This is a genomic window from Zavarzinia sp. (assembly GCF_041650655.1).
Lineage (GTDB): Bacteria > Pseudomonadota > Alphaproteobacteria > Zavarziniales > Zavarziniaceae > Zavarzinia.
Genome location: NZ_JBAZKR010000019.1, coordinates 1 through 20,894, shown reverse-complemented (window position 1 = coordinate 20,894; position 20,894 = coordinate 1). Strand labels below are relative to the sequence as shown.

At 65.9% G+C, this 20,894-nt stretch carries 18 protein-coding genes and 1 tRNA gene; 13 read left to right on the top strand and 6 right to left on the bottom strand.

The genetic code is table 11. From position 1 onward, the window contains the following. Positions 1-195 precede the first annotated feature (195 nt). The 3 genes from WC493_RS06215 to WC493_RS06205 are packed head-to-tail and all read left to right on the top strand — an operon-like array spanning position 196 to position 3,079. The gene (locus WC493_RS06215) at positions 196-1,857 is read left to right on the top strand and encodes a class I adenylate-forming enzyme family protein (RefSeq protein WP_373063638.1); all 1,662 of its coding nucleotides are present in this window, start codon (positions 196-198) and stop codon (positions 1,855-1,857) included. A 25-nt stretch (positions 1,858-1,882) separates the two neighbouring features. Further along, a complete protein-coding gene (locus tag WC493_RS06210) occupies positions 1,883-2,842 on the top strand; it encodes a cyclase family protein (RefSeq protein WP_373063636.1) in 960 nt (319 codons plus the stop codon). 18 nt (positions 2,843-2,860) lie between these two features. Continuing rightward, a complete protein-coding gene (locus tag WC493_RS06205) occupies positions 2,861-3,079 on the top strand; it encodes a hypothetical protein (protein ID WP_373063634.1) in 219 nt (72 codons plus the stop codon). Between the two features lie 54 nt (positions 3,080-3,133). On the opposite strand, the gene WC493_RS06200 is transcribed toward WC493_RS06205, so the two are convergent. From WC493_RS06200 to WC493_RS06185, 4 genes are all read right to left on the bottom strand, one after another. Continuing rightward, a tRNA-Glu gene (locus WC493_RS06200) sits at positions 3,134-3,209 on the bottom strand. Between the two features lie 42 nt (positions 3,210-3,251). After that, complete coding sequence (locus WC493_RS06195; RefSeq protein ID WP_373063632.1) at positions 3,252-4,310, bottom strand: low specificity L-threonine aldolase; 1,059 nt, start codon at positions 4,308-4,310, stop codon at positions 3,252-3,254. After that, entirely contained in the window at positions 4,307-4,723 is a 417-nt protein-coding gene (locus WC493_RS06190; RefSeq protein ID WP_373063630.1) for a M67 family metallopeptidase, read from the bottom strand. Before WC493_RS06190 ends, WC493_RS06195 begins: the two co-directional genes overlap by 4 nt. Continuing rightward, a complete protein-coding gene (locus WC493_RS06185) occupies positions 4,720-5,022 on the bottom strand; it encodes a hypothetical protein (RefSeq protein ID WP_373063628.1) in 303 nt (100 codons plus the stop codon). Before WC493_RS06185 ends, WC493_RS06190 begins: the two co-directional genes overlap by 4 nt. On the opposite strand from WC493_RS06185, the gene WC493_RS06180 reads away from it, so the two are divergent. Together WC493_RS06180 and rpoH are read left to right on the top strand one after the other, a co-directional pair. After that, a complete protein-coding gene (locus tag WC493_RS06180; RefSeq protein WP_373063626.1) occupies positions 5,021-5,974 on the top strand; it encodes an RluA family pseudouridine synthase in 954 nt (317 codons plus the stop codon). The genes WC493_RS06185 and WC493_RS06180 overlap by 2 nt on opposite strands. A gap of 125 nt (positions 5,975-6,099) precedes the next feature. Further along, positions 6,100-6,999, top strand: a complete 900-nt coding sequence (gene rpoH / locus WC493_RS06175) for an RNA polymerase sigma factor RpoH (RefSeq protein ID WP_373063624.1) — start codon at positions 6,100-6,102, stop codon at positions 6,997-6,999. 62 nt (positions 7,000-7,061) lie between these two features. On the opposite strand, the gene WC493_RS06170 is transcribed toward rpoH, so the two are convergent. Together WC493_RS06170 and WC493_RS06165 are read right to left on the bottom strand one after the other, a co-directional pair. Then, positions 7,062-7,859: an ABC transporter substrate-binding protein gene (locus WC493_RS06170; RefSeq protein ID WP_373063622.1), complete on the bottom strand. Its 798-nt coding sequence runs from the start codon at positions 7,857-7,859 to the stop codon at positions 7,062-7,064. Positions 7,860-7,932: 73 nt separating this feature from the next. Beyond that, on the bottom strand, positions 7,933-8,862 hold the full coding sequence (locus WC493_RS06165; RefSeq protein ID WP_373063620.1) for a hypothetical protein: 930 nt from the start codon (positions 8,860-8,862) through the stop codon (positions 7,933-7,935). A 144-nt stretch (positions 8,863-9,006) separates the two neighbouring features. On the opposite strand from WC493_RS06165, the gene WC493_RS06160 reads away from it, so the two are divergent. From WC493_RS06160 to WC493_RS06125, 8 genes are all read left to right on the top strand, one after another. Next, positions 9,007-9,924 carry an SMP-30/gluconolactonase/LRE family protein gene (locus WC493_RS06160; protein ID WP_373063617.1) on the top strand — a complete coding sequence of 306 codons (918 nt, stop codon included), beginning with the start codon at positions 9,007-9,009 and terminating at the stop codon, positions 9,922-9,924. A gap of 355 nt (positions 9,925-10,279) precedes the next feature. Continuing rightward, the gene (locus WC493_RS06155; RefSeq protein WP_373063615.1) at positions 10,280-12,319 is read left to right on the top strand and encodes a DUF1302 domain-containing protein; all 2,040 of its coding nucleotides are present in this window, start codon (positions 10,280-10,282) and stop codon (positions 12,317-12,319) included. A 79-nt stretch (positions 12,320-12,398) separates the two neighbouring features. Continuing rightward, positions 12,399-12,524, top strand: a complete 126-nt coding sequence (locus tag WC493_RS06150; protein WP_373063613.1) for a hypothetical protein — start codon at positions 12,399-12,401, stop codon at positions 12,522-12,524. After that, positions 12,521-13,774: a DUF1329 domain-containing protein gene (locus WC493_RS06145; RefSeq protein ID WP_373063611.1), complete on the top strand. Its 1,254-nt coding sequence runs from the start codon at positions 12,521-12,523 to the stop codon at positions 13,772-13,774. Before WC493_RS06150 ends, WC493_RS06145 begins: the two co-directional genes overlap by 4 nt. A gap of 293 nt (positions 13,775-14,067) precedes the next feature. Continuing rightward, positions 14,068-16,020, top strand: a complete 1,953-nt coding sequence (locus WC493_RS06140; protein ID WP_373063609.1) for a DUF1302 domain-containing protein — start codon at positions 14,068-14,070, stop codon at positions 16,018-16,020. Positions 16,021-16,355: 335 nt separating this feature from the next. Next, positions 16,356-18,569 (top strand): DUF1302 domain-containing protein, encoded by a 2,214-nt coding sequence (locus tag WC493_RS06135; RefSeq protein ID WP_373063607.1) that lies wholly within the window; start codon positions 16,356-16,358, stop codon positions 18,567-18,569. A 35-nt stretch (positions 18,570-18,604) separates the two neighbouring features. Then, positions 18,605-19,978: a DUF1329 domain-containing protein gene (locus WC493_RS06130; protein WP_373063605.1), complete on the top strand. Its 1,374-nt coding sequence runs from the start codon at positions 18,605-18,607 to the stop codon at positions 19,976-19,978. A 240-nt stretch (positions 19,979-20,218) separates the two neighbouring features. After that, a partial coding sequence (locus WC493_RS06125) for a DUF1302 domain-containing protein (RefSeq protein WP_373063603.1) occupies positions 20,219-20,894 on the top strand: 676 nt, incomplete at its 3' end.

Here is a 20,894-nt window from a genome sequence, read left to right as displayed (position 1 = left end):
ATTTCGGACATGAAGCCGCCGCCGGCCGCCGAAACCATATTCCGGTTCCATTGAGAAAGACCAAGCATCGCCCCGGAAGAACGAGGGGGCGGTCTCGAGCCGCCCCCCGACAACAAGACCGGGGAGAGTGCGGGAAGTGGTCCATTGCGTGTCCATCCATCCTCTCGGCGCCGGTCTTTCGGTGAGAGGTGAGGGATGAGCATCTACGAAACGAAACCCTGGCTGGCCCATTATGCCGAGGGCCGGCCGGCCGAGATCGCGCCCGAATTCGGCGATGCCCTGGCCCTGTTCCGGGCCTCGGTCGCGCGCAATCCGGACGGCGACGCGATCCGTTACTTCGGCGGGCGCATCACTTACGGCGAACTCGACGCGCTGACCGATGCCTTCGCCGCCGCCCTGCTCGACCGGGGCTTCGCCCGTGGCGAGCGGGTCGCCCTCTATCTCCAGAACGTGCCGCAATTCGTCATCGGCCTGGTCGGCACCTGGAAGGCGGGCGGCATCGCCGTTTCGATCAACCCGATGAACCGCCAGCGCGAACTCGAACTGCTGCTGAAGGATTCCGGCGCGGCCGTGCTGGTCTGCCTCGAAGGGCTCTACCGCGACGTCGCGGCCGAGGTGGTGCCGCGCACCAATGTTACCACCGTGATCACCACGTCCGAACTGGAATACCGCGGGCACGACGATGCCCGCCTGTTCGCCGGCATGACGCGCGAGCGTTTCGACGGGACGGAGGCGATGGATGCGCTGCTCGCGGCCTATCGCGGCCGGCCGGTGCCGCCGGTCACCTTCGCGCCCGGGGAAACGGCCATCCTCACCTATACTTCCGGCACCACCGGGGCGCCCAAGGGGGCGATGAACACCCACGGCAACATCGTCTTCAACGCCCAGACCTACCGCGACTGGTGCGGGCTGACCTCGGACGACGTCGTGCTCGGCATTGCGCCGCTCTTTCACATCACCGGGCTGATCGGCCATGTCGCCCTCGCCCTGCTGCTGGCGGCCCCCCTGGTGCTCATGTATCGCTTCGAGCCTTCGGTGGTGCTGGAGACGATCGCGACCGAACGGCCGACCTTCACGATCGGCGCCATCACCGCCTTCATCGCCCTGATGAACCACAAGGATGCGGCCACCGCCGATTTGAGCTCGCTCCGCAAGGTCGCGTCCGGCGGCGCGCCCATCCCGCCCTCGATCGCCAAGGCCTTCGAGGCGCAGTTCGGCCACTATATCCACAACGCCTATGGCCTGACCGAGACGACGTCGCCGTCGCACTGCGTGCCGCTCGGCACCGAGGCGCCGGTCGATGCCGCTTCGGGCGCGCTCTCGGTCGGCGTGCCGGTGTTCAACACGGTGGTGCGCATCGTCGGCGAGGACGGCCGGGACCTGCCCGTGGGCGAGGTCGGCGAGATCGTCACCGCCGGGCCCCAGGTGGTGCCCGGCTATTGGAACAAGCCGGAAGAGACCGCCCATGCCATGCCGGGTGGCGTCCTCCATACGGGCGATGTCGGTTACATGGATGCCCAGGGCTGGTTCTACATCGTCGACCGCAAGAAGGACCAGATCAACGCGGCCGGTTACAAGGTCTGGCCGCGCGAGGTCGAGGATGTGCTCTACGAGCATGGTGCCGTGCGCGAGGCGGCTGTGGTCGGCGTCATGGACCCCTACCGGGGCGAGACGGTGAAGGCCTTCGTCAGCCTGCGCCCGGGCCAGAGCGTAACCCCTGAAGAGCTGACCGCCTTCTGCAAGGAACGCCTCGCCGCCTACAAATATCCGCGCATCGTCGAAATCCTCGACGAATTGCCCAAGACCGTGACCGGCAAGATCCTGCGCCGCGAATTGCGCGACCGCCCGCAGGCCTGAACCAACCATAACCAGGGAGAGAGACATGACCAATCCAGCGCCCTATGTCGGCGACCTCTTGCGCGACGCGCCCAAGAATTGGGGCAAATGGGGCCCGAACGACGAACTCGGCGCCTTGAACTACCTCGGTGCCGCGGAAGTGCTGCAGGCCGTCGCCCTGGTCCGGGCCGGCAAGGTCTTCACCCTGCAGGTGCCCATGGGCAATCCGGTGGGCGATCCGGTGTGGCCGGGCCGGCGCGGCGCCGAGCGTTACCAGATCCTCGACGAAGGCTATTGGACCGTCGGCAAGGGGCCGAGCTTCCCGGGTGGCCTCCATTATGCCGACGACGCCATGTCGGCCTTCCTCCAGGGCTCGACCCAATATGACGCGCTGGGTCACGTCTGGTACGACGGCCAGCTCTACAACGGTTACGACGCGAACAGCACGATCGGCGGCATGGCCAAGGCCAGCGTGCTGCCGATCGCCGAACGCGGCGTGGTCGGCCGCGGCGTGCTGATCGACATGGCCAAGTATCGCGGCAAGGAAAACCTCGAAAAGGGCGAGACCTTCGACCACGAGGACCTGATGGCGGCGGCGGCGAAGCAGGGCGTCGAGATCACCCCGCGTTCCATCCTGGTCATCCGCACCGGCTGGATCGAGACCTATTTCCGCGACGGCAAGGAGGAGTTCTACGACGGCTTCGTCGAGCCGGGCCTGACCTATTCGCCCGCCTTGGTCGAATGGTTCCGCGCCATGGAGATCCCGAACTTGGTGACCGATACGATCGCCAACGAAGTGACGGTCGATCCGGTCAGCGGCGTCGCCCTGCCGCTCCACTGCGCGCTGATGCGGAACCTCGGCGTCACCTTCACCGAGATCTGCGACCTGCGCAAACTGTCGGACGATTGTTCGGCCGACGGGCAGTGGGATTTCCTCTATGCCGCGGCCCCGCTCAAGGTGGTGAACGGCACCGGCTCGCCGGTCAATCCGATCGTCCTGAAATAGCCACGGGGGGCGGCGCGGATGTGCGATTTCCAGACCAGGGCCATGCTGGTCGCCCGCTCGATCCGGGCCGCCCGCCTCGCGATGGCGGGCATCCAAGCCCCGCCGCCGGCCGAGGGAGCCGTGCCCGAAGGGCCGGCTCCCGGCCCCCTGCACGGCTTCGGCTGCGCCTGCGGCTGGCCGCAAGCACGCGGCAAACGTCCGGTCTTCGCGGCCGTGGCCGCGACTGACGGGGAGTGATCATCTGAGATGAGAGACGCTCTGCCGGGCCTGGTCGCGGGCCATCCTGGCGGATGGCGTCCCCAAGGGGATTCGAACCCCTGTTACCGCCGTGAGAGGGCGATGTCCTAGGCCTCTAGACGATGGGGACAGGCCGGGAGAGGCGCGTTGATAGCCTCTCCCGAAGCCGCGATCAAGTATTTTCTTCGGTCGCCTTCCGGGCCGTCGCGATCAGGGCGTCGACCGCGGCGGGGTCGGTGTCGAAGGCGGTGACCAGGCGGAACAGGCCGGGGGCGTCGCCTTCCGGCGGGGCGCCCCAGGGATAGAAATGGAAGCCGGCGGCATAGAGGGCACCGGCCACGCCCATGGGCAGGCGGACGAAGATCTCGTTCGCTTCGACCGCCTGCTCGAGGTCGACGCCGGGCAGATCGATCAGGCCGAGGGCGAGGCGCTTCGCCTGTTCGTTGGCATGGGCGGCATTGGCGAGCCAGAGCCCGTCCGCCACATAGGCGTCGAGCTGGGCCGAGAGGAAGCGCATCTTCGAGAAGAGATGGCCGGCGCGCTTCCGCCTGAACAGGAAATTCTCGGCCAGGGCGGCATCGAAGAAGATGATCGCTTCCGCCGCCAGAGCGCCGTTCTTGGTGGCGCCGAAGGAGAGCACGTCGACCCCGGCCTTCCAGGTCACCTCGGCCGGCGTGCAACCGAGCGAGACCACGGCATTGCCGAAGCGCGCCCCGTCCATATGCAGGCGCAGTTTCTCCGCCTGGCAGAAGGCGCCGAGGGCGGCGACGGCGTCCGGCGCATAGACCGTGCCGGTCTCGGTCGCCTGGGTGATGGAGACGGCGGCGGGCTGGACCTGGTGCTGGTCGCCCCGCCGGATCGGGGCAAGGCGGCGGGCCAGGGCTTCCGGCGTCAGGCGGCCGTCCGGCGTCTCGATGGTCATCAGCCGCGTGCCGCCGCCGATCGCCTCGACCGCCCCGCATTCGTCGGCATCGATATGGGCCTCGGCGGCGCAGAGCACGCCGCCCCAGGGCGGGCACAGGGCCGAGAGGGAGAGGGCGTTGGCGGCGGTGCCGGTGGCGACCGGGAAGACCGTGACCTCATGCTCGAAAAGCTCGGCCAGGCGGGAATTCAGGCGCTCGCTGATCGGATCGGCGCCGTAGGGCGGCATCGGGCCGGCGGCGGCCGCCTCGGCCAGGGCTTCGACGATCTTCGGGTGGGCCCCGGTGACATTGTCCGACGAGAAGTTCATGACGCCCTCACGATACGCGCTTCGACGAAACCCTGTGGCCCCGGCCACCAGGCGCGGCAAGCGCCGTCCTGCCCCACGATCAGCCAGACCAGGCCGAAGTCCCAGGCCCCGGCGCGGTCGCGGGCCGAGGGCAGGGGGGCGGAACGGGGGTGGGAATGATAGATGCCGACGACGCGGCGGCCCCGCGCCCGTTGCTCCCGCTGGGCGGCGAGATGCAGGGCGGCGTCGATCTCGAAGGCGTCTTCGGTACCCGCGGGCGCCAGATTGGGCGAGGGCAGGGCCTCGTCGGCGATGGCAGCATCGCCCGCGGGGCCGGCCAGCAGGCCGCAGGCTTCGCGGGGGGCCGCCGCGGCGGCATGGGCGCGGAGGGCGGCCAGGGCGCCGTCGTGGAGCAGCAGGTCGGCCGCGCTCACGGCGCGGTGACGAGGCTGGTGGCGCCGAGCGAGGCGCCGGTCTGCGGATCGATATAGAGCAGGCGCTCGGCCCCGGTGGCGTCACGGAGGCGGAGCACGACGCGGTCGGCGGTCGAGGCCATGTCCAGCACCGTTTCGCCGGGCGCGAGGGCGACACTCGCCGCAACCGCGCCTTTTTTGCCGTTCATCCTGGTCACGATCGCATAACCGAACAGGATCAGCAGCGCGCAAAAAATGATGCCGAGAATGGCGACGACGGCCTTGAGCCGGCGGAGGTTGGCGGGCAACTCTTCAGACATGATGGCTGCGCTCGAAACCCTGCATCGTGTGACCGTGGACGAAACCGACGGTGGTGACCGACTGGACCGATTCCTGGCCCGGGCGACCGGCCTCAGCCGGATGCGCCTCAAGGGCCTGATCGAGACCGGCCAGGCGACCGTCGACGGCGCGACCATAGAGGACGCCTCGGCCAGGGTCAAACCGGGCCAGGTGATCACCCTGGGCGTGCCCCCCGCGGCCCCGGCGACGCCCGAGGCGCAGGAAATCCCGCTCACGGTCGTCTATGAGGACGAGGACCTGATCGTGATCGACAAGCCGGCAGGCCTGGTGGTCCATCCGGCGCCGGGCAATCCGGACCGCACCCTGGTCAATGCCCTGCTGGCCCATTGCCGGGGTTCGCTCTCGGGGATCGGCGGGGTGGAGCGGCCGGGCATCGTGCATCGGATCGACAAGGACACATCGGGCCTCATGGTGGTGGCGAAGAGCGAGACGGCGCATCATTTCCTGGCCGATCTCTTCGCCCGGCACGATCTCGAAAGGGGCTACAAGGCGGTGGTCTGGGGCAGCCCGAAGAGCAATGCGGGCGCGGTGGACGGGCCGATCGGCCGCTCCCGCGCCGACCGCAAGAAGATGGCGATCGTCGAGGGCGGCAAGCATGCCATCACCCATTGGCGGGTCGAGCGGCGCTTCGGTGCGCCGCCGGTCGCCGCGCTGATGGACTGCCGGCTGGAGACCGGGCGGACCCACCAGATCCGCGTCCATCTGGCCTCCCTCGGCCACGGATTGGTGGGCGATCCGGTCTACGGCCGGGCGCCCAAGGGGGCGCCGGCGGCGGCCAGGGCATTCCCCAGGCAGGCGCTGCATGCATGGCTGCTCGGCTTCCGTCATCCGAGAAGCGCCGAAATGCTGCATTTCGAGAGTAACTTGCCGAGCGATATGAGCGAACTACTTGACAGCTTGGAACGGATCTAAACAATGGCCTATATCCGATTGCCGCAGTCAGGTATTGCACGACGAGGGCAATCTGCCGTCTTTTTGCTTTCGAAATGCAACGCGTGCCAGCGTTCCGATCCCGGCCATCGCCAGGAGGTAGTCCGATGAGTGTCCCGACAACGATGAAACTGCCCGCCCTGCCGGACGAGGGCAGCCTCAGCCGTTATCTCGCCGAGATCCGCAAGTTCCCGATGCTGGAGCCGGAGGAGGAGTTCATGCTCGCCAAGGCTTGGCGCGAGCATGGCGATTCCGACGCGGCCCACCGTCTGGTCACCAGCCATCTGCGCCTCGTGGCCAAGATCGCCATGGGTTATCGCGGCTACGGCTTGCCGGTCTCCGAGCTGATCTCGGAAGGCAATGTCGGCATGATGCAGGCGGTGAAGCGCTTCGAGCCCGACAAGGGGTTCAGGCTCGCGACCTATGCCATGTGGTGGATCCGGGCGGCGATCCAGGAATATATCCTGCGCTCCTGGAGCCTGGTGAAAATTGGCACCACGGCGGCACAGAAGAAGCTCTTCTTCAACCTGCGACGCATGAAGGGCAAGCTCGAAGCCTTCGAGGAAGGCGACCTCCGGCCGGAGCATGTGAAGCAGATCGCCCACAAGCTGGCGGTGCCGGAAGCCGACGTCGTCTCGATGAACCGCCGCCTGGCTGCCCCCGACCACAGCCTGAACGCGCCGCTCCGCGCCGACAGCGAGGGCGAATGGCAGGACTGGCTGGTGGACGAGACGCCGGACCAGGAGGAACGCCTGGTCGACCGCGAAGAGATGGACATCCGCCGCAGCTTGCTGACCCAGGCGATGGGTGGCCTGACCGACCGCGAGCGTGACATCCTGACCCGCCGCCGCCTGGTCGAAGACCCGGTGACCCTGGAAGACCTGAGCCAGGAATACGGCATCAGCCGCGAGCGCGTGCGCCAGATCGAGGTGCGGGCCTTCGACAAGCTGCAGAAGTCGATGCGCAGCGCCGCCCGCAACAAGCTGGTCCCGGTCGCCGCCGACTGAGCGGTACCGAAGCCGGGCGCGACGACAGCGGGGGCGGCACCGCCGCCCCCGTCTCCCCCCGATCAGTAGATCGAGAAGGGGAAATACTTGTCGTTGATCTTCTTGTAGGTGCCGTCGGCGACGATGTCCTTGATCGCCTTGTTGAGGGCGAGGCGGAGTTCGTCGTCACCCTTGCGCACCGCGATGCCGACACCGTCGCCCAGGATCGAGCGGGGTTCCAGCATGGCCGGGCCGACGAAGTCGTAGCCCGCGGCTCCCGGCGTCTTCAGCCATTCGAAGGTGACCAGCTTGTCGACCAGGGCGGCGTCGATACGGCCCGAAGTCAGATCGGCATACATTTCGTCGACCTTGGCATAGAGCTTGATGGTCGAGTCTTTGTACTGGGCATCCAGCAGGTCGGCCTGGATGGTCGAGGACTGGGCGCCCAGGGTCTTACCCTTCAGCGCGGCCGGCGAGGTGTCGGTGACGCCCGCGGTCTTGGCGGCCACGAACTGGGTCGGCGTCTCGTAATATTTGTCGGTGAAGTCGACGATCTTCTTGCGTTCCTCGGTGATCGACATGGAGGAGATGATGGCGTCGTACTTCTTGCTCTGCAGCGCGGGGATGATGCCGTCCCAGTCCTGGGCGACGAATTCGCACTTCACCTTCATCTTCTCGCACAGCGCCTTGGCGATGTCGGTGTCGAAGCCCTGGAGCTCACCGTTCGAGTCGACGAAATTGAACGGCGGATAGGCGCCCTCCGTACCGATGCGGACCACCTTCTCGGCCGCATTGGCCGAGGAGAGGCCGAGCGCCGCGACGACGGAAGCGGCCACGGCCAGGGTGCGCAGGCCGAAGACCGCGCGAATGCCAGAGAACATGACGGGATCCCCCAAAGTTTCCGAGGGTTAGAGCCTCGCGCGCTTGCCGGGGGAGATCAAGCGCCAAGCGGGCTCAGGCTTCGGCGGCGGGCGGTTCGGCCGAAGGCGGGGTCTCGTCCAGGTGGACGGCGTCATCCTGGGCGGCACGGCGGCGGCGGCGCAGCCAGACCAGGGCGAGGGCGCCGATGCCGCCCAGCAGGCCGCCGACCACGGCGCCGACCAGGGCGGTCGAGCCCATGGCACGCCATTCGTTGCGGCTGGGCACCGGCAGGGGCGCCGGCATGTCGACGTCGTCATTGGTGAACTGGAGGTCGGAAATGGCCGCGGTCATCTGCTCGACCAGCCTGTCGAGGGCGGCGGCGCCCGACGCCTTGTCGCCGGCATAGGCGCCGAAGATGTTGATGTTGACCGGAATCTGATGGACCAGGGTGACACCGGCGAGGCCGGCCACCAGGGTCTTCTCGTCGCCTTCGCCCTGCAGGCTGGTGGTCCCGATGTAGAGGGCGAGTTCGTCGCGGCCGAGCACGGCGAAGATCGGCTTCGGCCGGTCGGACGGCTTGCCCGCCTTCATCTGCGCTTCGCCGTTGGCGGCGATATCGGCCACCGTGGCGCTCGGCATCGGCTTTGCCACCGCGGCCAGATAGTTGGCGCGGGTTTCGGGGATGCGCTGGACCTTGTCGCCCTGGGCGACCAGCAGGATCTGGCCGAAATGGTCGAGCAGGGGGCGCTTGCCGTCACGCAGTTCGACCAGTTCGCCGCAGTCGCCGAAAGCGAGCACGACGCGCATGGTCTCGCCAACCGCACCGCGCATGGCACGAATCAGATTGGCCTCGGGCGGGCGCGCCTCGTCCAGTGCGCAATAGCCCGCGGGCGGCGCCAGTTCGAGCGACTGACCCTGGCCGACGTCGACCTGGACCGCGGCGGCCGGCCCGGCCAGGGCGCAGGTCAGCCCGGCCGCGAAAAGAGCGGCAGGGGCGGAGAGCTTGCGGCGAAGGCGGGTCATCGGTCCTGTCTCTGCGTCGGCGGGATGCGGCGGGGCCGGGCTGTCGACTCGTTCGGCTTGATGCCGGGGTTCGGGCAAAGTTACCGTTCAGCGCGCGCGGGGAAAGACAAAAAGCACCCGCTCCGCCGCCAAAGGGAGGGAAAAGTGACAGCGTTTCGCGAGATCTGTGCCGGGCTTCGTTTCCCGGAAGGGCCCGTCGTGCTGCCCGACGGCGACCTTCTGGTGGTCGAGATCGCCCGGGGAAGCCTGACCCGCGTCCGCCCCGACGGGCGCACCAGCGTGGTCGCAGACCTGGGTGGCGGACCCAACGGCGCGGCCCTCGGGCCGGACGGCGCCGTCTATGTCTGCAACAACGGCGGTTTCGAATTCACTGACCTCGGTGGCCTGCTGGTGCCCGGGCATCAGGCGCACGACTATGCCGGCGGCTCGATCCAGCGGGTCGACCTCTCGACCGGAAAGGCGGAAGTGCTCTATACCCATGCCGGCGACATCGCCCTGAAAGGGCCGAACGACCTGGTGTTCGACGCCTATGGCGGCTTCTGGTTCACCGACCACGGCAAGTCACGGGAACGCGAGCGCGACACGACGGGCGTCTTCTATGCCAAGCCCGACGGCAGTTTCATCGAGGAAGTGATCTTCCCCCTGCAGGCGCCGAACGGCATCGGCCTGTCGCCCGACGGTGGCACGCTCTATGTCGCCGAGACCTTCACTGGCAGGGTTTGGGCCTTCACGGTGACCGGGCCCGGCCGGATCGGGGGCGAGCCCAACCTGCTCGGCCATACCGGGCGGCTGTTGCTGGCGCCCGGCGGGCTCAACCTCTTCGACAGCCTGGGCGTCGACGGCGACGGCCATGTCTGCGTCGCCACCCTGGTGAACGGCGGCATCACCACCGTGGCGCCCGACGGCGGGCAGGTGACCCATATTCCTTTCCCCGACCCGCTGACCACCAACATTTGCTTCGGCGGCGATGACCTGCGCACCGCCTATGTCACCCTCTCGGGCACCGGTCGGCTGGTCGCTTTGGAGTGGCCGCGGCCGGGCCTGCGGCTCAACGCCGCATGAGTCTTCGGCATGGCGTTCCGGCCCGGAACGCCATGCCGCCGAGGAAAAAAGAAGCCATTTTGGGTATTAATTGCCGAGGCTTTCGACCTGTGCCACTATGACGTGCGTCCAGGCGGGCGGTGACAAATCGTCAGCGCTAACCCTTTGTTGCGCTGCGGTTTTCGGCGCTGTTGCCGAAACGCCACTGTTGCGATGCGACAGGATCCGCGGCGCAACGGTGGAGACTTGACACCGTTTTGGGAACGGTGTCGGGTAAGGAAGACATGCAGCTTGCGCATTGCTGCAATGCAATAAGGCGGTCAGCCGCCAACAACAACAATCCCGGCAGGGGATCGGGAATCAGGGGTGGGAGGCAATGTTGAAAAACGTCGGTACTCTTCGTGCGCGTCTCGCGTCGACAACAGCGCTGGGCGCCGGCATCGTCGCCGCGAGCCTGGCGATGCAGGGCGGCCCGGCACGGGCCAGCAGTTTCGCGGTGGGTGAGGTCCAGGTCGACACGCAGGTGACGATCTCGACCGGCTTCGGCATCCGCACCCAGAATCGCGATCCGCGCCTGATCTGCCCGCAGAACTATCCGGGCGGCTCGGCCACCACCTGCAACGGCGACGACGGCAACCTGAACTTCGACAAGGGCGACTTCGTCTACGCCCCGGTCCGCGTGCAGGGCGAGGCGACGGCGACCTGGCAGAATTTCACCGCCTATGTCCGCGCCCAGGCCTTCTACGACTATGTCTACGACCACGGCGATTTCGATCAGCAGGGCGGCAACCCGGCCTATGTCGCCAATTACCGCGACCTTTCCGGGCGGCAGACCGATGCGGCACAGAATGCCGCCGCCTATGACTACGCGCTGCAAGACCTCTGGGTGCGCGGCTCCTTCGACATCGGCGAGCGCCAGCTCACCGTGAAGCTCGGTCAGCAGACGATCAACTGGGGCGAAGCCGCGGTGACCCCGCTCTCTCTCGCCCAGGTCAATTCCTTCGACCAGTCGAAGCTGCGCGTGCCGGGCGCCGAGATCCGTGACGCCATCCGTTCCATGCCGGCGATCTTCACCACCTTCGAGGCGGGCGGCGGTCTCAGCGTCGAAGCCTTCTACCAGTTCCAGTTCCGCCGCAGCAAGACCGACGCCGCGGGCAGCTTCTTCTCGACCACCGACATCGGCGGCCAGGGCGGCACCGGCTTCGGCGCCAACGGCGACTACGACCAATACGCGCCCGACGCCACGAATTTCGCCATCGGCAACGTCAACCTCTCGGTGCCGCAGGCGGACTACAAGATCAACTCGGACGGCAAGAACTGGGGCGTCGCCGCCCGCTACTTCTCGCCCGAGCTGAACAACACCGAATTCGGCTTCTACTTCGCCAACATCCAGCCGCGCAGCCCGGTGCCGGTGTTCTACACGGCGGATTCGGCGCATTACGTCGGCAACGCGGCGGTGGTCGCTACGGTGACCACCGCCGTTACCAACTACGTTACCGCGAATCCCTTCAACCCGGGGACCGAGACGCCGGCTCAGTTCGGTGCCCGCGTCGCGGCCTTCCAGTCCCAGGCGACGTCGCTCGCGACCGCCCAGGCGGTGCAGCAGAACGCGCGCAACAGCCAGATCGTCCTGGAGAACCCTGGCGACGTCCAGATGATCGGTTCCAGCTTCAACACGACGCTGGACGCGCTCGGCGTCTCCCTCGCCGGCGAACTCGCGCTGCACCACAACCTGCCGGTCCTGATCGACGGCGAGACCTGGGCCACGGCCTTCGCCTGCGGCCTGATCCCGACGGCGATCAGCGTGCCTTGCAGCTTGGCGGGCCCGTCCTACAAGAACCAGCTCAGCGATTACCTCGGGATCGGCACTCTCCGGCCCGGCACGCGCCTCGCCGGCTACACCCTGGAGGACGTCTATACCTACGTGCTCCGCGGCATCAAGCAGCTCGGCGCCTCGGACTTCCCGGTTTCGGTGATCGGTGCCGACTCGATGTCGCTGCTGATGGAATTCGGCGGCGTCTACGTCAACCTGCCGGACAAGAGCGTGCTGGCCTTCGACGCGCCGGGCACAGGCAAGGCGGACGACGGTTCCGCCACCGACCCGTTGCACAGCAAATACGAGCCGGCGACCGACTGGTCGGGCGGTCTCACCCTGGTCGTCTCGGCCGCCTATCCGGACGCGATCGCCGGCATCAACCTGACGCCCAGCGTCCGCTTCCAGACCGGCCTGTTCGGCAATACGCCGCTGACCGGCGGCTATACCGAGCACGCGAGTGCGATAACCTTCCAGATCGACGCCGAATACCTTCTCGCCTGGAAGGCCTCCATCGGTTACACGGACTACTTCGGCGCCGGCCGGCAGAACCTCCTGAACGACCGCGACTTCTTCCAGATGACCCTCTCCTATTCGTTCTGATCGGGGGGCGAAGGGCAAACGGGAACAAGAAAAAGAACGAACCGGGCCGCCCGCGAGCGGCCCAAGTGGGAGACACAGCATGAAACGTTTTGCGTATCTCGGATTGAGCCTCGGCCTGGCGGTCGCCGGGGGCTCGGCCCTGGCCAAGGGCGGCGCCGATCAGATCGCCCGGCTGGGCACCGACCTCACCCCCATGGGGCGGTGAAGGCCGGTAATGCGGATGGTTCCATCCCGGCCTGGGACGGCGGCCTGAAGGCGCCTCCGGCCGGCTTCCAGCCCGGCCAGCGCCTGGTCGATCCCTTCGCCTCCGACCCGGTGAAATTCACCATCACCGGGCAGAATGTCGACCAGTATGCGGCCAAGCTGTCGCCCGGGCAGATCGCCCTGCTGAAGACCTATCCGACCTATAAGATGAACGTCTATCAGACCCGGCGGAGCTGCGGCTACAGCCAGAAGGTCTATGACGCCAACCGTCGCAACGCCGATGTCGCCAAGCTCTCGGCCGATGGCAACGGCCTCGAAGAGGGTCTGGTCGGCGTGCCCTTCCCGCTGGCGACCGAAGGGGTCGAGTTCTTCTGGAACCACCGCTTCCGGCCGCGCCTCGGCTTCAAGTTCCGCCGCGCCTTCGCGCTCGCCGCGGTCAACCGCAACGGCGACTACAATCTGGTCAAGAGCCAGGACGAAGGCATCCTGCACTACATGGGGCCGGGGCTCCGCGAAGAGGGCGACGCCACCAGCCTGAAGCAGCTGAACAACGTCTGGATCACCTATCTGTCGATGACCACGGCGCCGGCGCGCATCGCGGGCTCGATCATCCTGGTCTACGACAACATCAACGATGCCGACGGCCCGCGTCAGGCCTGGCAGTACAACCCCGGCACCCGCCGCGTGCTGCGCGCCCCCGATCTCGCCTTCGACAATCCCGGCACCAATGCCGACGGCCTGACCACGATCGACCAGTTCGACGTCATGAACGGCTCGCCCGAGCGTTACACCTGGAAGCACACGGGCAACCAGGAGGCCTATATCGGCTACAACGCCTATAAGGCCAATTCGACCACCTACAAGGACTTCCTGACCCCGAACCACCCGAACCAGGACGTGATGCGTTACGAACTGCACCGCGTCCATGTGGTCGAGGCGAACCTGCGCGAGGGCGCCCGGCACATCTACGCCAAGCGCGTCTTCTTCCAGGACGAGGACAGCTGGACCTTCACCAATGTCTCGCTCTACGACAGCCGCGGCCAGCTCTGGCGGGTTCAGGATGCGCCGATCCTGAACTATTACGACGCCCAGTCCTGCAACCAGGTCTTCGAAATCGACTATGATCTGCAGTCGAGCCGTTATCTCGCCCAGACCATGAACATGGAAGAGACGCCGATCCAGACCAACGTCACCGAGCTGCAGCCGGAACGCTATACGCCGGACGCCATCCGCCGCCTCAGCACGCGCTGAACGGCAGCCTTCGACCTGACGGACGGGCGGCTTCGGCCGCCCGTTTCTTTTGTTCTTCGACGCCCCCGCGAGATATGACCGATCTGGTCCCTATTACCTGAAAATTGACGCCAACAGCAGGCGACAAGCGCCCGGCCTGCATGGAACAATTCTCATTAGAAGCGAAAAATTCGCACAGGCGGGGAGGGGCGGCGAGCGACCCCCCCGTCGCTCGGGGGAGCGTCTGGATGGCACGAAACAGGGGATGGGCGGGGCTGCGTGCCGCGCCGAACGGGATTGCCTGCGGAACGGCTGTGGCTTGCGCCGCCCTGCTCGGCGCCGGCATCGCGCAGGCGGTCGACGTCGAATGGGGCGATGTGACCGGCAGCATCATCACCTCGCTGTCTGTCGGTACGCAGGTCAGGATGTCGGACCGCGATCCGCGCAACATCGGCTATTCGAACGGCGGCGCGATGCCCACCGCCGGCAACGACGACGGCAACCTGAACTTCGACAAATACGACCTGATCACCCTGATCGGCACCGTAACCAGCGAGGTCAATCTGCGCTGGCGCAACTTCGGCCTCTATGCCCGCGGCACGGCCTTCTACGACTATATCGCCGACCATAACAAGCTGGCGGTCAATGGCCCCGAAGAACGGCCGATGCGCGGCAGCTACGCGATGGACGGTCAGCAATTCGCCCGCTACGACGCCGAAATGCAGGATTATTACGTCACCGGCGATCTCGACATCGCCGGCCGGCCGCTGACCTTCCGGCTGGGCAGCCAAGTGCTGAACTGGGGCGAGGCGCTGTTCACTATCAACGCGATCTCGGTCATCAATCCGATTGACGTTGGCCGCATCCGGGCGCCCGGCTCCGAACTCCGCGACGCCCTGATCCCGATCCCCATGGCCTGGGCGTCCTACCAGTTGGCCGACCGGCTCTCGCTCGAAGGCTTCGTCGCCCTGGACTTCAAGCCCTACAAGCTCGATGCCTGCGGCAGCTTCTTCTCGGAGACGGATGCCTATTGCACGGGGACGCGCGGCGTCGGTGTCGGCACGGATTACAGGGACTCGCGCTCCTACTGGGTGAGCCACGACGACCCGAACGACAATGGTGCGGCCTATGACGGCCTTTCGGCCGACATGGGGATCGACGATTCCAGCCATCATACCGACTGGGGTATCGCCCTGCGTTACTATGCGCCGGAGCTGAACAACACCGAATTCGGCTTCTACTACGTCAACTACCAGAGCCGCCTGCCGTCGATCAAAGCCCATTCCGACTATCTCAACCCGGGCACCGGCGAGCTGCTCGGCCTGCCGCTGATCAACAGCCCGCGCTTCGGCACCTTCCCGCGCTCGGTCGTGCTCGACAATCTCGATCACGGCACCTTGACCCTCTACTACCCGAAGGGGGTGGAGCTCTACGGCTTGAGCTTCAACACCACGGTCGATCCCCTCGGCATCGCGGTCAACGGCGAGATTTCCTACAAGCACAATGTGCCGGTCTGGCTCTCGGAAGGGACGCTGGCCTTCACCACCTATAATTCGGCGGGCGGCAATCCGCTGCTGGCCAGCGAAGCCTTCGGCATCGCGCCCTATGTCGACACCGGCTACCCCTACGACGACCTGCCGGACGGCCCGGTGACGCTCCGCCTGGACGAGCCGCACGACATGTGGAACGCCAACCTGCGCGTCACCAAGATCCTGCCCACCACCCATTGGCTGGTCTCGGCCCTGGGCGCCAATGCCATGACCGTGCTGGCCGAAGCGGCGGCCTTCTATTTCGACATCAATGCCGACGGCCAGTATTTCTATGCGTCCTACGGCCAGAACGGCTTCACCAATTTCCAGACCCGGCCGCTCAATGCCGCCCCGGGTGTTACCCTCTTGCCGCCGCAGAAGCTGGACGAGGCGGGCGACCCGCGCGTGCCGCCGACCTGGAAGCCGCCTACCCGCTGGTCCGGCGGCATCACCGCCCTGGTCTTCGCCGATTATCCTGACGCCTTCAGCTCGGGCGTGAACCTGACGCCCATTCTCGCCTTCCAGACCGGCCTCTTTGGCACCACGCCGGCCCCCAATCCCGGCTTCACCAAGAGCATGAACAGCCTCTACCTGGCTTTGAAGGCGGAGTATCGCGGCAACTATTCGCTCGAACTGTCCTATTTCAAGAGCTGGGGCGCCGGCGGTGGACCCGGCGGATCCCGCAATCCCTATATCGACCACGACTATATGGGAGTGTCCTTTTCCTACGTCTTCTGACGGCACCGCAAAAAAATGACGCTGAATCTGGTTCACGATCGAACGCGCGACCAACCCGTTTTGGGTTGTTTGGGTGATCGCTCGGATTCATTTTGACGCGACAGACCACCCCCGCTATGCCTTAAAAGAAATTCGTCCCGTCGTTACGGGCGAAAAAATGGCCGCCGGTCCGCCAATCTGGGCAAGGCCGAGCTGTACGGGTGTAGTGGAGGGGAGCTTAGGAAATGGGTACCGCCGAAAGCGGGACGTCGCGCCGGCGCGCGATGTCGCCGACCGCCGCCGAAAAAATGACGCCATTCTCACCGGGGAAGCGCCGTCTGCGGCTGCGTTGGCCGATGCTGACGGCTGCCGTGGCGCTCGGCTTCGGCGTGCCCGCGCTGGCCGTGGATTTCGAGCTGAGCGACGAGGTCACCGGCTCGATCATCACCTCGCTGTCGACCGGCTTCCAGATGCGCGTGTCGGACCGTGATCCGCGCAACGTCGGCCTTTACAACGGCGGCACCATGCATGCCGCCAGCACCGACGACGGCAACCTGAACTTCGACAAATACGACCTGTTTTCGCAGATCAGCTCGATCTCGACCGAGCTCAGCCTCAAGTGGCGCGACTTCTTCGTCTATGCGCGGGGCACCGCCTTCTACGATGCCGTGGCCGATTTCAACGACCTGGCGGAGAACGGCCCCTCGGCCCGGCCCTATCGCGGGGAATACAACCCGAAGGCCCAGGAAGACGCGCGCTACGGCGCGCAGATGATGGACTATCTGGTCGGCTATAATTTCGACCTCGGCGGTCACTACGGCGTCGTCAAGGTGGGCAACCAGGTGTTGAACTGGGGCGAGGCCCTGTTCACCATCGGCGGCATCTCGGTGATCAATCCGATCGACGTCTCGAAGATCCGGACGCCGGGCGCCGAGCTGCGCGACGCACTGGTGCCGGTGCCCATGGTCTCGGCCTCGATCGACCTCTTCGAGGGGACCTCGCTCGAAGCCTTCTACCAATGGGGCTTCGAGCCCTTCAAGCTCGATGCCTGCGGCAGCTTCTTCTCCTTCACCGATGCGCTCTGTGAAGGTGCCGAAGGCATTTCGGTGCTGACCGATTATGGCGATACGCGCAGCTACAACGGCGGCACCGGCCAGGACACGGCACAGTTCGACCGGCCGAACGCGGTCGGCGGGCCGCGCATGGTCTCGGTCAACATGCGGCTCCAGGACGACAAGCCGGATTCGGTGAACGACTGGGGCGTCGCCCTGCGCACCCTGGTGCCGGAGCTGAACAATACCGAGTTCCAACTCTACTACATGCGCTATACGAGCCGCCTGCCCTCGATCAAGGCTGTGGTCCCGCATGACGCCCAGGGCACCGGCCATGTCAGCGGCACGGAACTGGTGACCAATGCGCCGGCCCTGCTGAGCGGCGTGCTGAGCGGCCTCGGCGTCACCCAGCTGAACGGCCTCTCGACCGCGCTGAGCGGCCTCCTGCAGACCGGCGTCGGCGCGACCGTGACGGACATCGTGCAGGCCCTGGTCGATCCCCTGGCGCAGCCGCTGGTCGACTCGCTGATCGGCAACGGCTCGGGCGGCGTCTATGGCACCTACCCGCGCTCGGCCGTGCTCGACAATCTCGACCGCACGATCCTGCACAAATACTATCCGTCCGGCATCGACATGATCGGCTTCGCCTTCAACACTCTCGAAGAGTGGACCGGCGTCGCGATCAATTTCGAAATGTCCTACAAGCACAATGTGCCGGTCTTCGTGTCCGAGACCGATTTCGTCGTGCGCACCTACGACGCCGCCGGCGGCGTGCCGATCGACCCGGTGACCGATGCGCCGATCACCGCGCTCGGCCTGCCGGCGCGCAATCCCGGCATCGCCCCCATCGTCAAGGTCCCCGGCGAGGAGACGCCGAGCCTGTCGGGCAGCGGCCCGGACACCGTCTATCTCGACCGCAAGCAGGACATGTGGCTGGCGGCGATGCGCTTCACCAAGCTGTTCGCCGAGACCGACCCGCTCACCGCCCTGCTCGGTGCTTCGCAGGTGACGGCGCTGGTCGAATTCGGCGCCATGTATTTCGACCTCGACAAGTCGATCTCCTATGCCTCCTACGGCCAGTTCGGCTACAGCGGCTTCGGCACCGCGCCGCTGACGGTCGCGGGGCTGACCGTGGTTCCGGCGCTGCTGGCGACCGATCTGCCGGACTATGGCATCGATGGCTTCTATTTCCCGGCCACGGGAAAGAAGCCGACGCGTTGGTCCGGTGGTGTCCAGGGCTTGATCTTCTGGGATTATCCGGACATTTTGACGGGCGTCACACTCACTCCGGGCATTGGCTTCTCGGCGGGTCTGTTCGGTACGACACCGTCGCCCCAGCCCGGCTTCACCAAGAGCGTCAACTCGGTAAACCTGCAGCTTAAGGCGGCTTACCTCGCCAACACTTCGGTCACCGTCAACTACTTCAAGAGTTGGGGTGGCGGCGGTGGTGACGGTGGATCGCGCAACCCGTACCTCGACCGCGATTTCGTGGGCCTGACCTTCAACTATCAGTTCTAGAAACGACTGAGAGTGACTCTGAGGAGGAGACAATAATGAACCGCACAATGGCCGCGCTCGCCGGCTTGATGCTGGCGGGTATCGCCGGCGCGTCGGCCTATGCCAAGGTGCCCCAGTCGGAAGCCGACCATCTGGGCAAGGACCTGACGCCGCTCGGTGCCATCAAGGCCGGCAATGCCGACGGCTCGATTCCGGCCTGGGACGGCGGGCTGAAGGCGCCGCCGGCCGGCTATACCCCGGGCGGCAAATATGTCGATCCGTTCCCGGGCGACCAGGTCAAGTTCGTGATCGACGGCAAGAACGTCGACCAGTACAAGGACAAGCTCTCGGCCGGCCAGATCGCCCTGCTGAAGACCTATCCGGCCGCCAAGCTGCGCATCTTCCAGACCCGCCGCTCGTGCTCGCTGCCGGAACGCGTCTATCAGGCGACGATCAAGAACGCCACCACGGCGACCATGACCGACGACCAGAACGGTCTCACCGACGCGCTGGTCGGCAATCCGTTCCCGATTCCGAAGAACGGCGTCGAGGCGATCTGGAACCACCGGCTGCGCTATCGCGGCTTCAAGTTCCGCCGCTATTTCGCCTCCGCTGCGGTGAACCGTGATGGTTCCTATACGCTGTTCAAGAACGAAGACTTCGGCATTTTCCACTACAACGGTCCGGGCCTCTCGACCGTGGGTGACGTGACCGATATCAAGCAGCTCAACAACATCGGCATTTCCTACGTCAACATCACCACTTCGCCGGCCCGTCTCGCGGGTAGCGTGGTGCTGGTGCATGACACCATCAACGCCAAGGAAATGCCGCGCCAGGCCTGGGTCTACAACCCCGGCACCCGTCGCGTGCTGCGCGCCCCGGAACTGGCCTACGACAACCCGCTGTATAACACCGACGGTCTCGCCACCACGGACCAGTTCGACATGTACAACGGCGCCACCGACCGCTACAACTTCGAGCTGCTGCCGAAGAAGGAACTGTACATCGGCTACAATAACTACGCGGTCAATGCGAAGTATGCCGAGATCCTGACGCCGAACGTGCTCAATCCGGACCTCGGGCGTTACGAGCTGCACCGCGTCTGGGTGGTCGATGCCAAGCTGAAGGAAGGCACCCGTCACGTCTACGGCCGCCGTACCTTCTACCTCGACGAGGACAGCTGGAACATCGCCCAGGTCGACCTCTACGACAGCCGCGGCCAGCTCTGGCGCGCCCAGGAAGGCCCGATCTCCAACGCCTATGAACTGCCGCTCTGCTCTTCGGCGCTCGAAGTGACCTACGACCTGCAGTCCGGCCGCTACGTCGTCTTCGCCCTGAAGAACGAGGAAAAGCAGTTCACCCTGAATGCTCAGGACGTCGATCCGTCCCAGTTTACGCCGGACGCCATTCGTCGCCTCGGCACCCGCTGACGGCAATTCACAGCAAATCGGGGAAGGGCGCGGCCAAGGTCGCGCCCTTTCTGTTTTTGTTACCAGTTTGGGCGAAAACGCGGCGTTTCGCTTTTGCCGGCGCGCGCTTTGCATTTAATTGGACGGATATCAAAGAACCCGCGTGAAGGCCGGAGACACGGTCCACGCAGGCAACAATAGCGACGGGGAGGGACGGACCACCGGACGACGAGCCGGGGCCGGATCCGCCAGGGGGGAAAAATGAAGGTTGCGCCGCGTTGCGTGGGCGAATCCGCCTGCGCTGTCGAGTCCGGTTCGGGTCGCCCGTCGTTCCATGCTCAGAACTTCCGCCGGGGACGATCGGCCCGCAGGATCGCCACGGCCGCCGCCGCCCTGGCCCTGGCCGCCGGCCTCGCCGCGACCGCGCGCGCCTATGAATTCGACCTCACGGACGAAATCAGCGGCTCGCTGATCGTCTCGCTGTCGTCGGGCGCCCAGTTCCGCATGGCCGACCGCGACCCGCGAAACTACGGCTATTATTACGGCGGCAAGATGATCTCCGCCGGCAACGACGACGGCAATTTCAATTTCGACAAATACGACATGATCAGCCAGATCTCGCAGGCGACTGCCGAGCTCAGTCTGAAATGGAAAAACTTTTACCTCTTCACGCGCGCCAAGGCGTTCTACGACTCGGTCGCGTCCGACAACGACCTTGCCACCTTCGACTCGGCGGATCGCACCTTCACCAACGGCGGCTATACGCCCTGGGCCAAGAAGCGGGCCGATTCCGGCGCCGAGATCCTGGACTATTACATCGGCGGTAACTTCACCCTGCTGGACCGGCCGTTCAGCGTGAAGATCGGCAGCCAGATCCTGAACTGGGGCGAGGCGCTGTTCACCATCAACGGCATCTCGGTGGTCACTCCGATCGCCG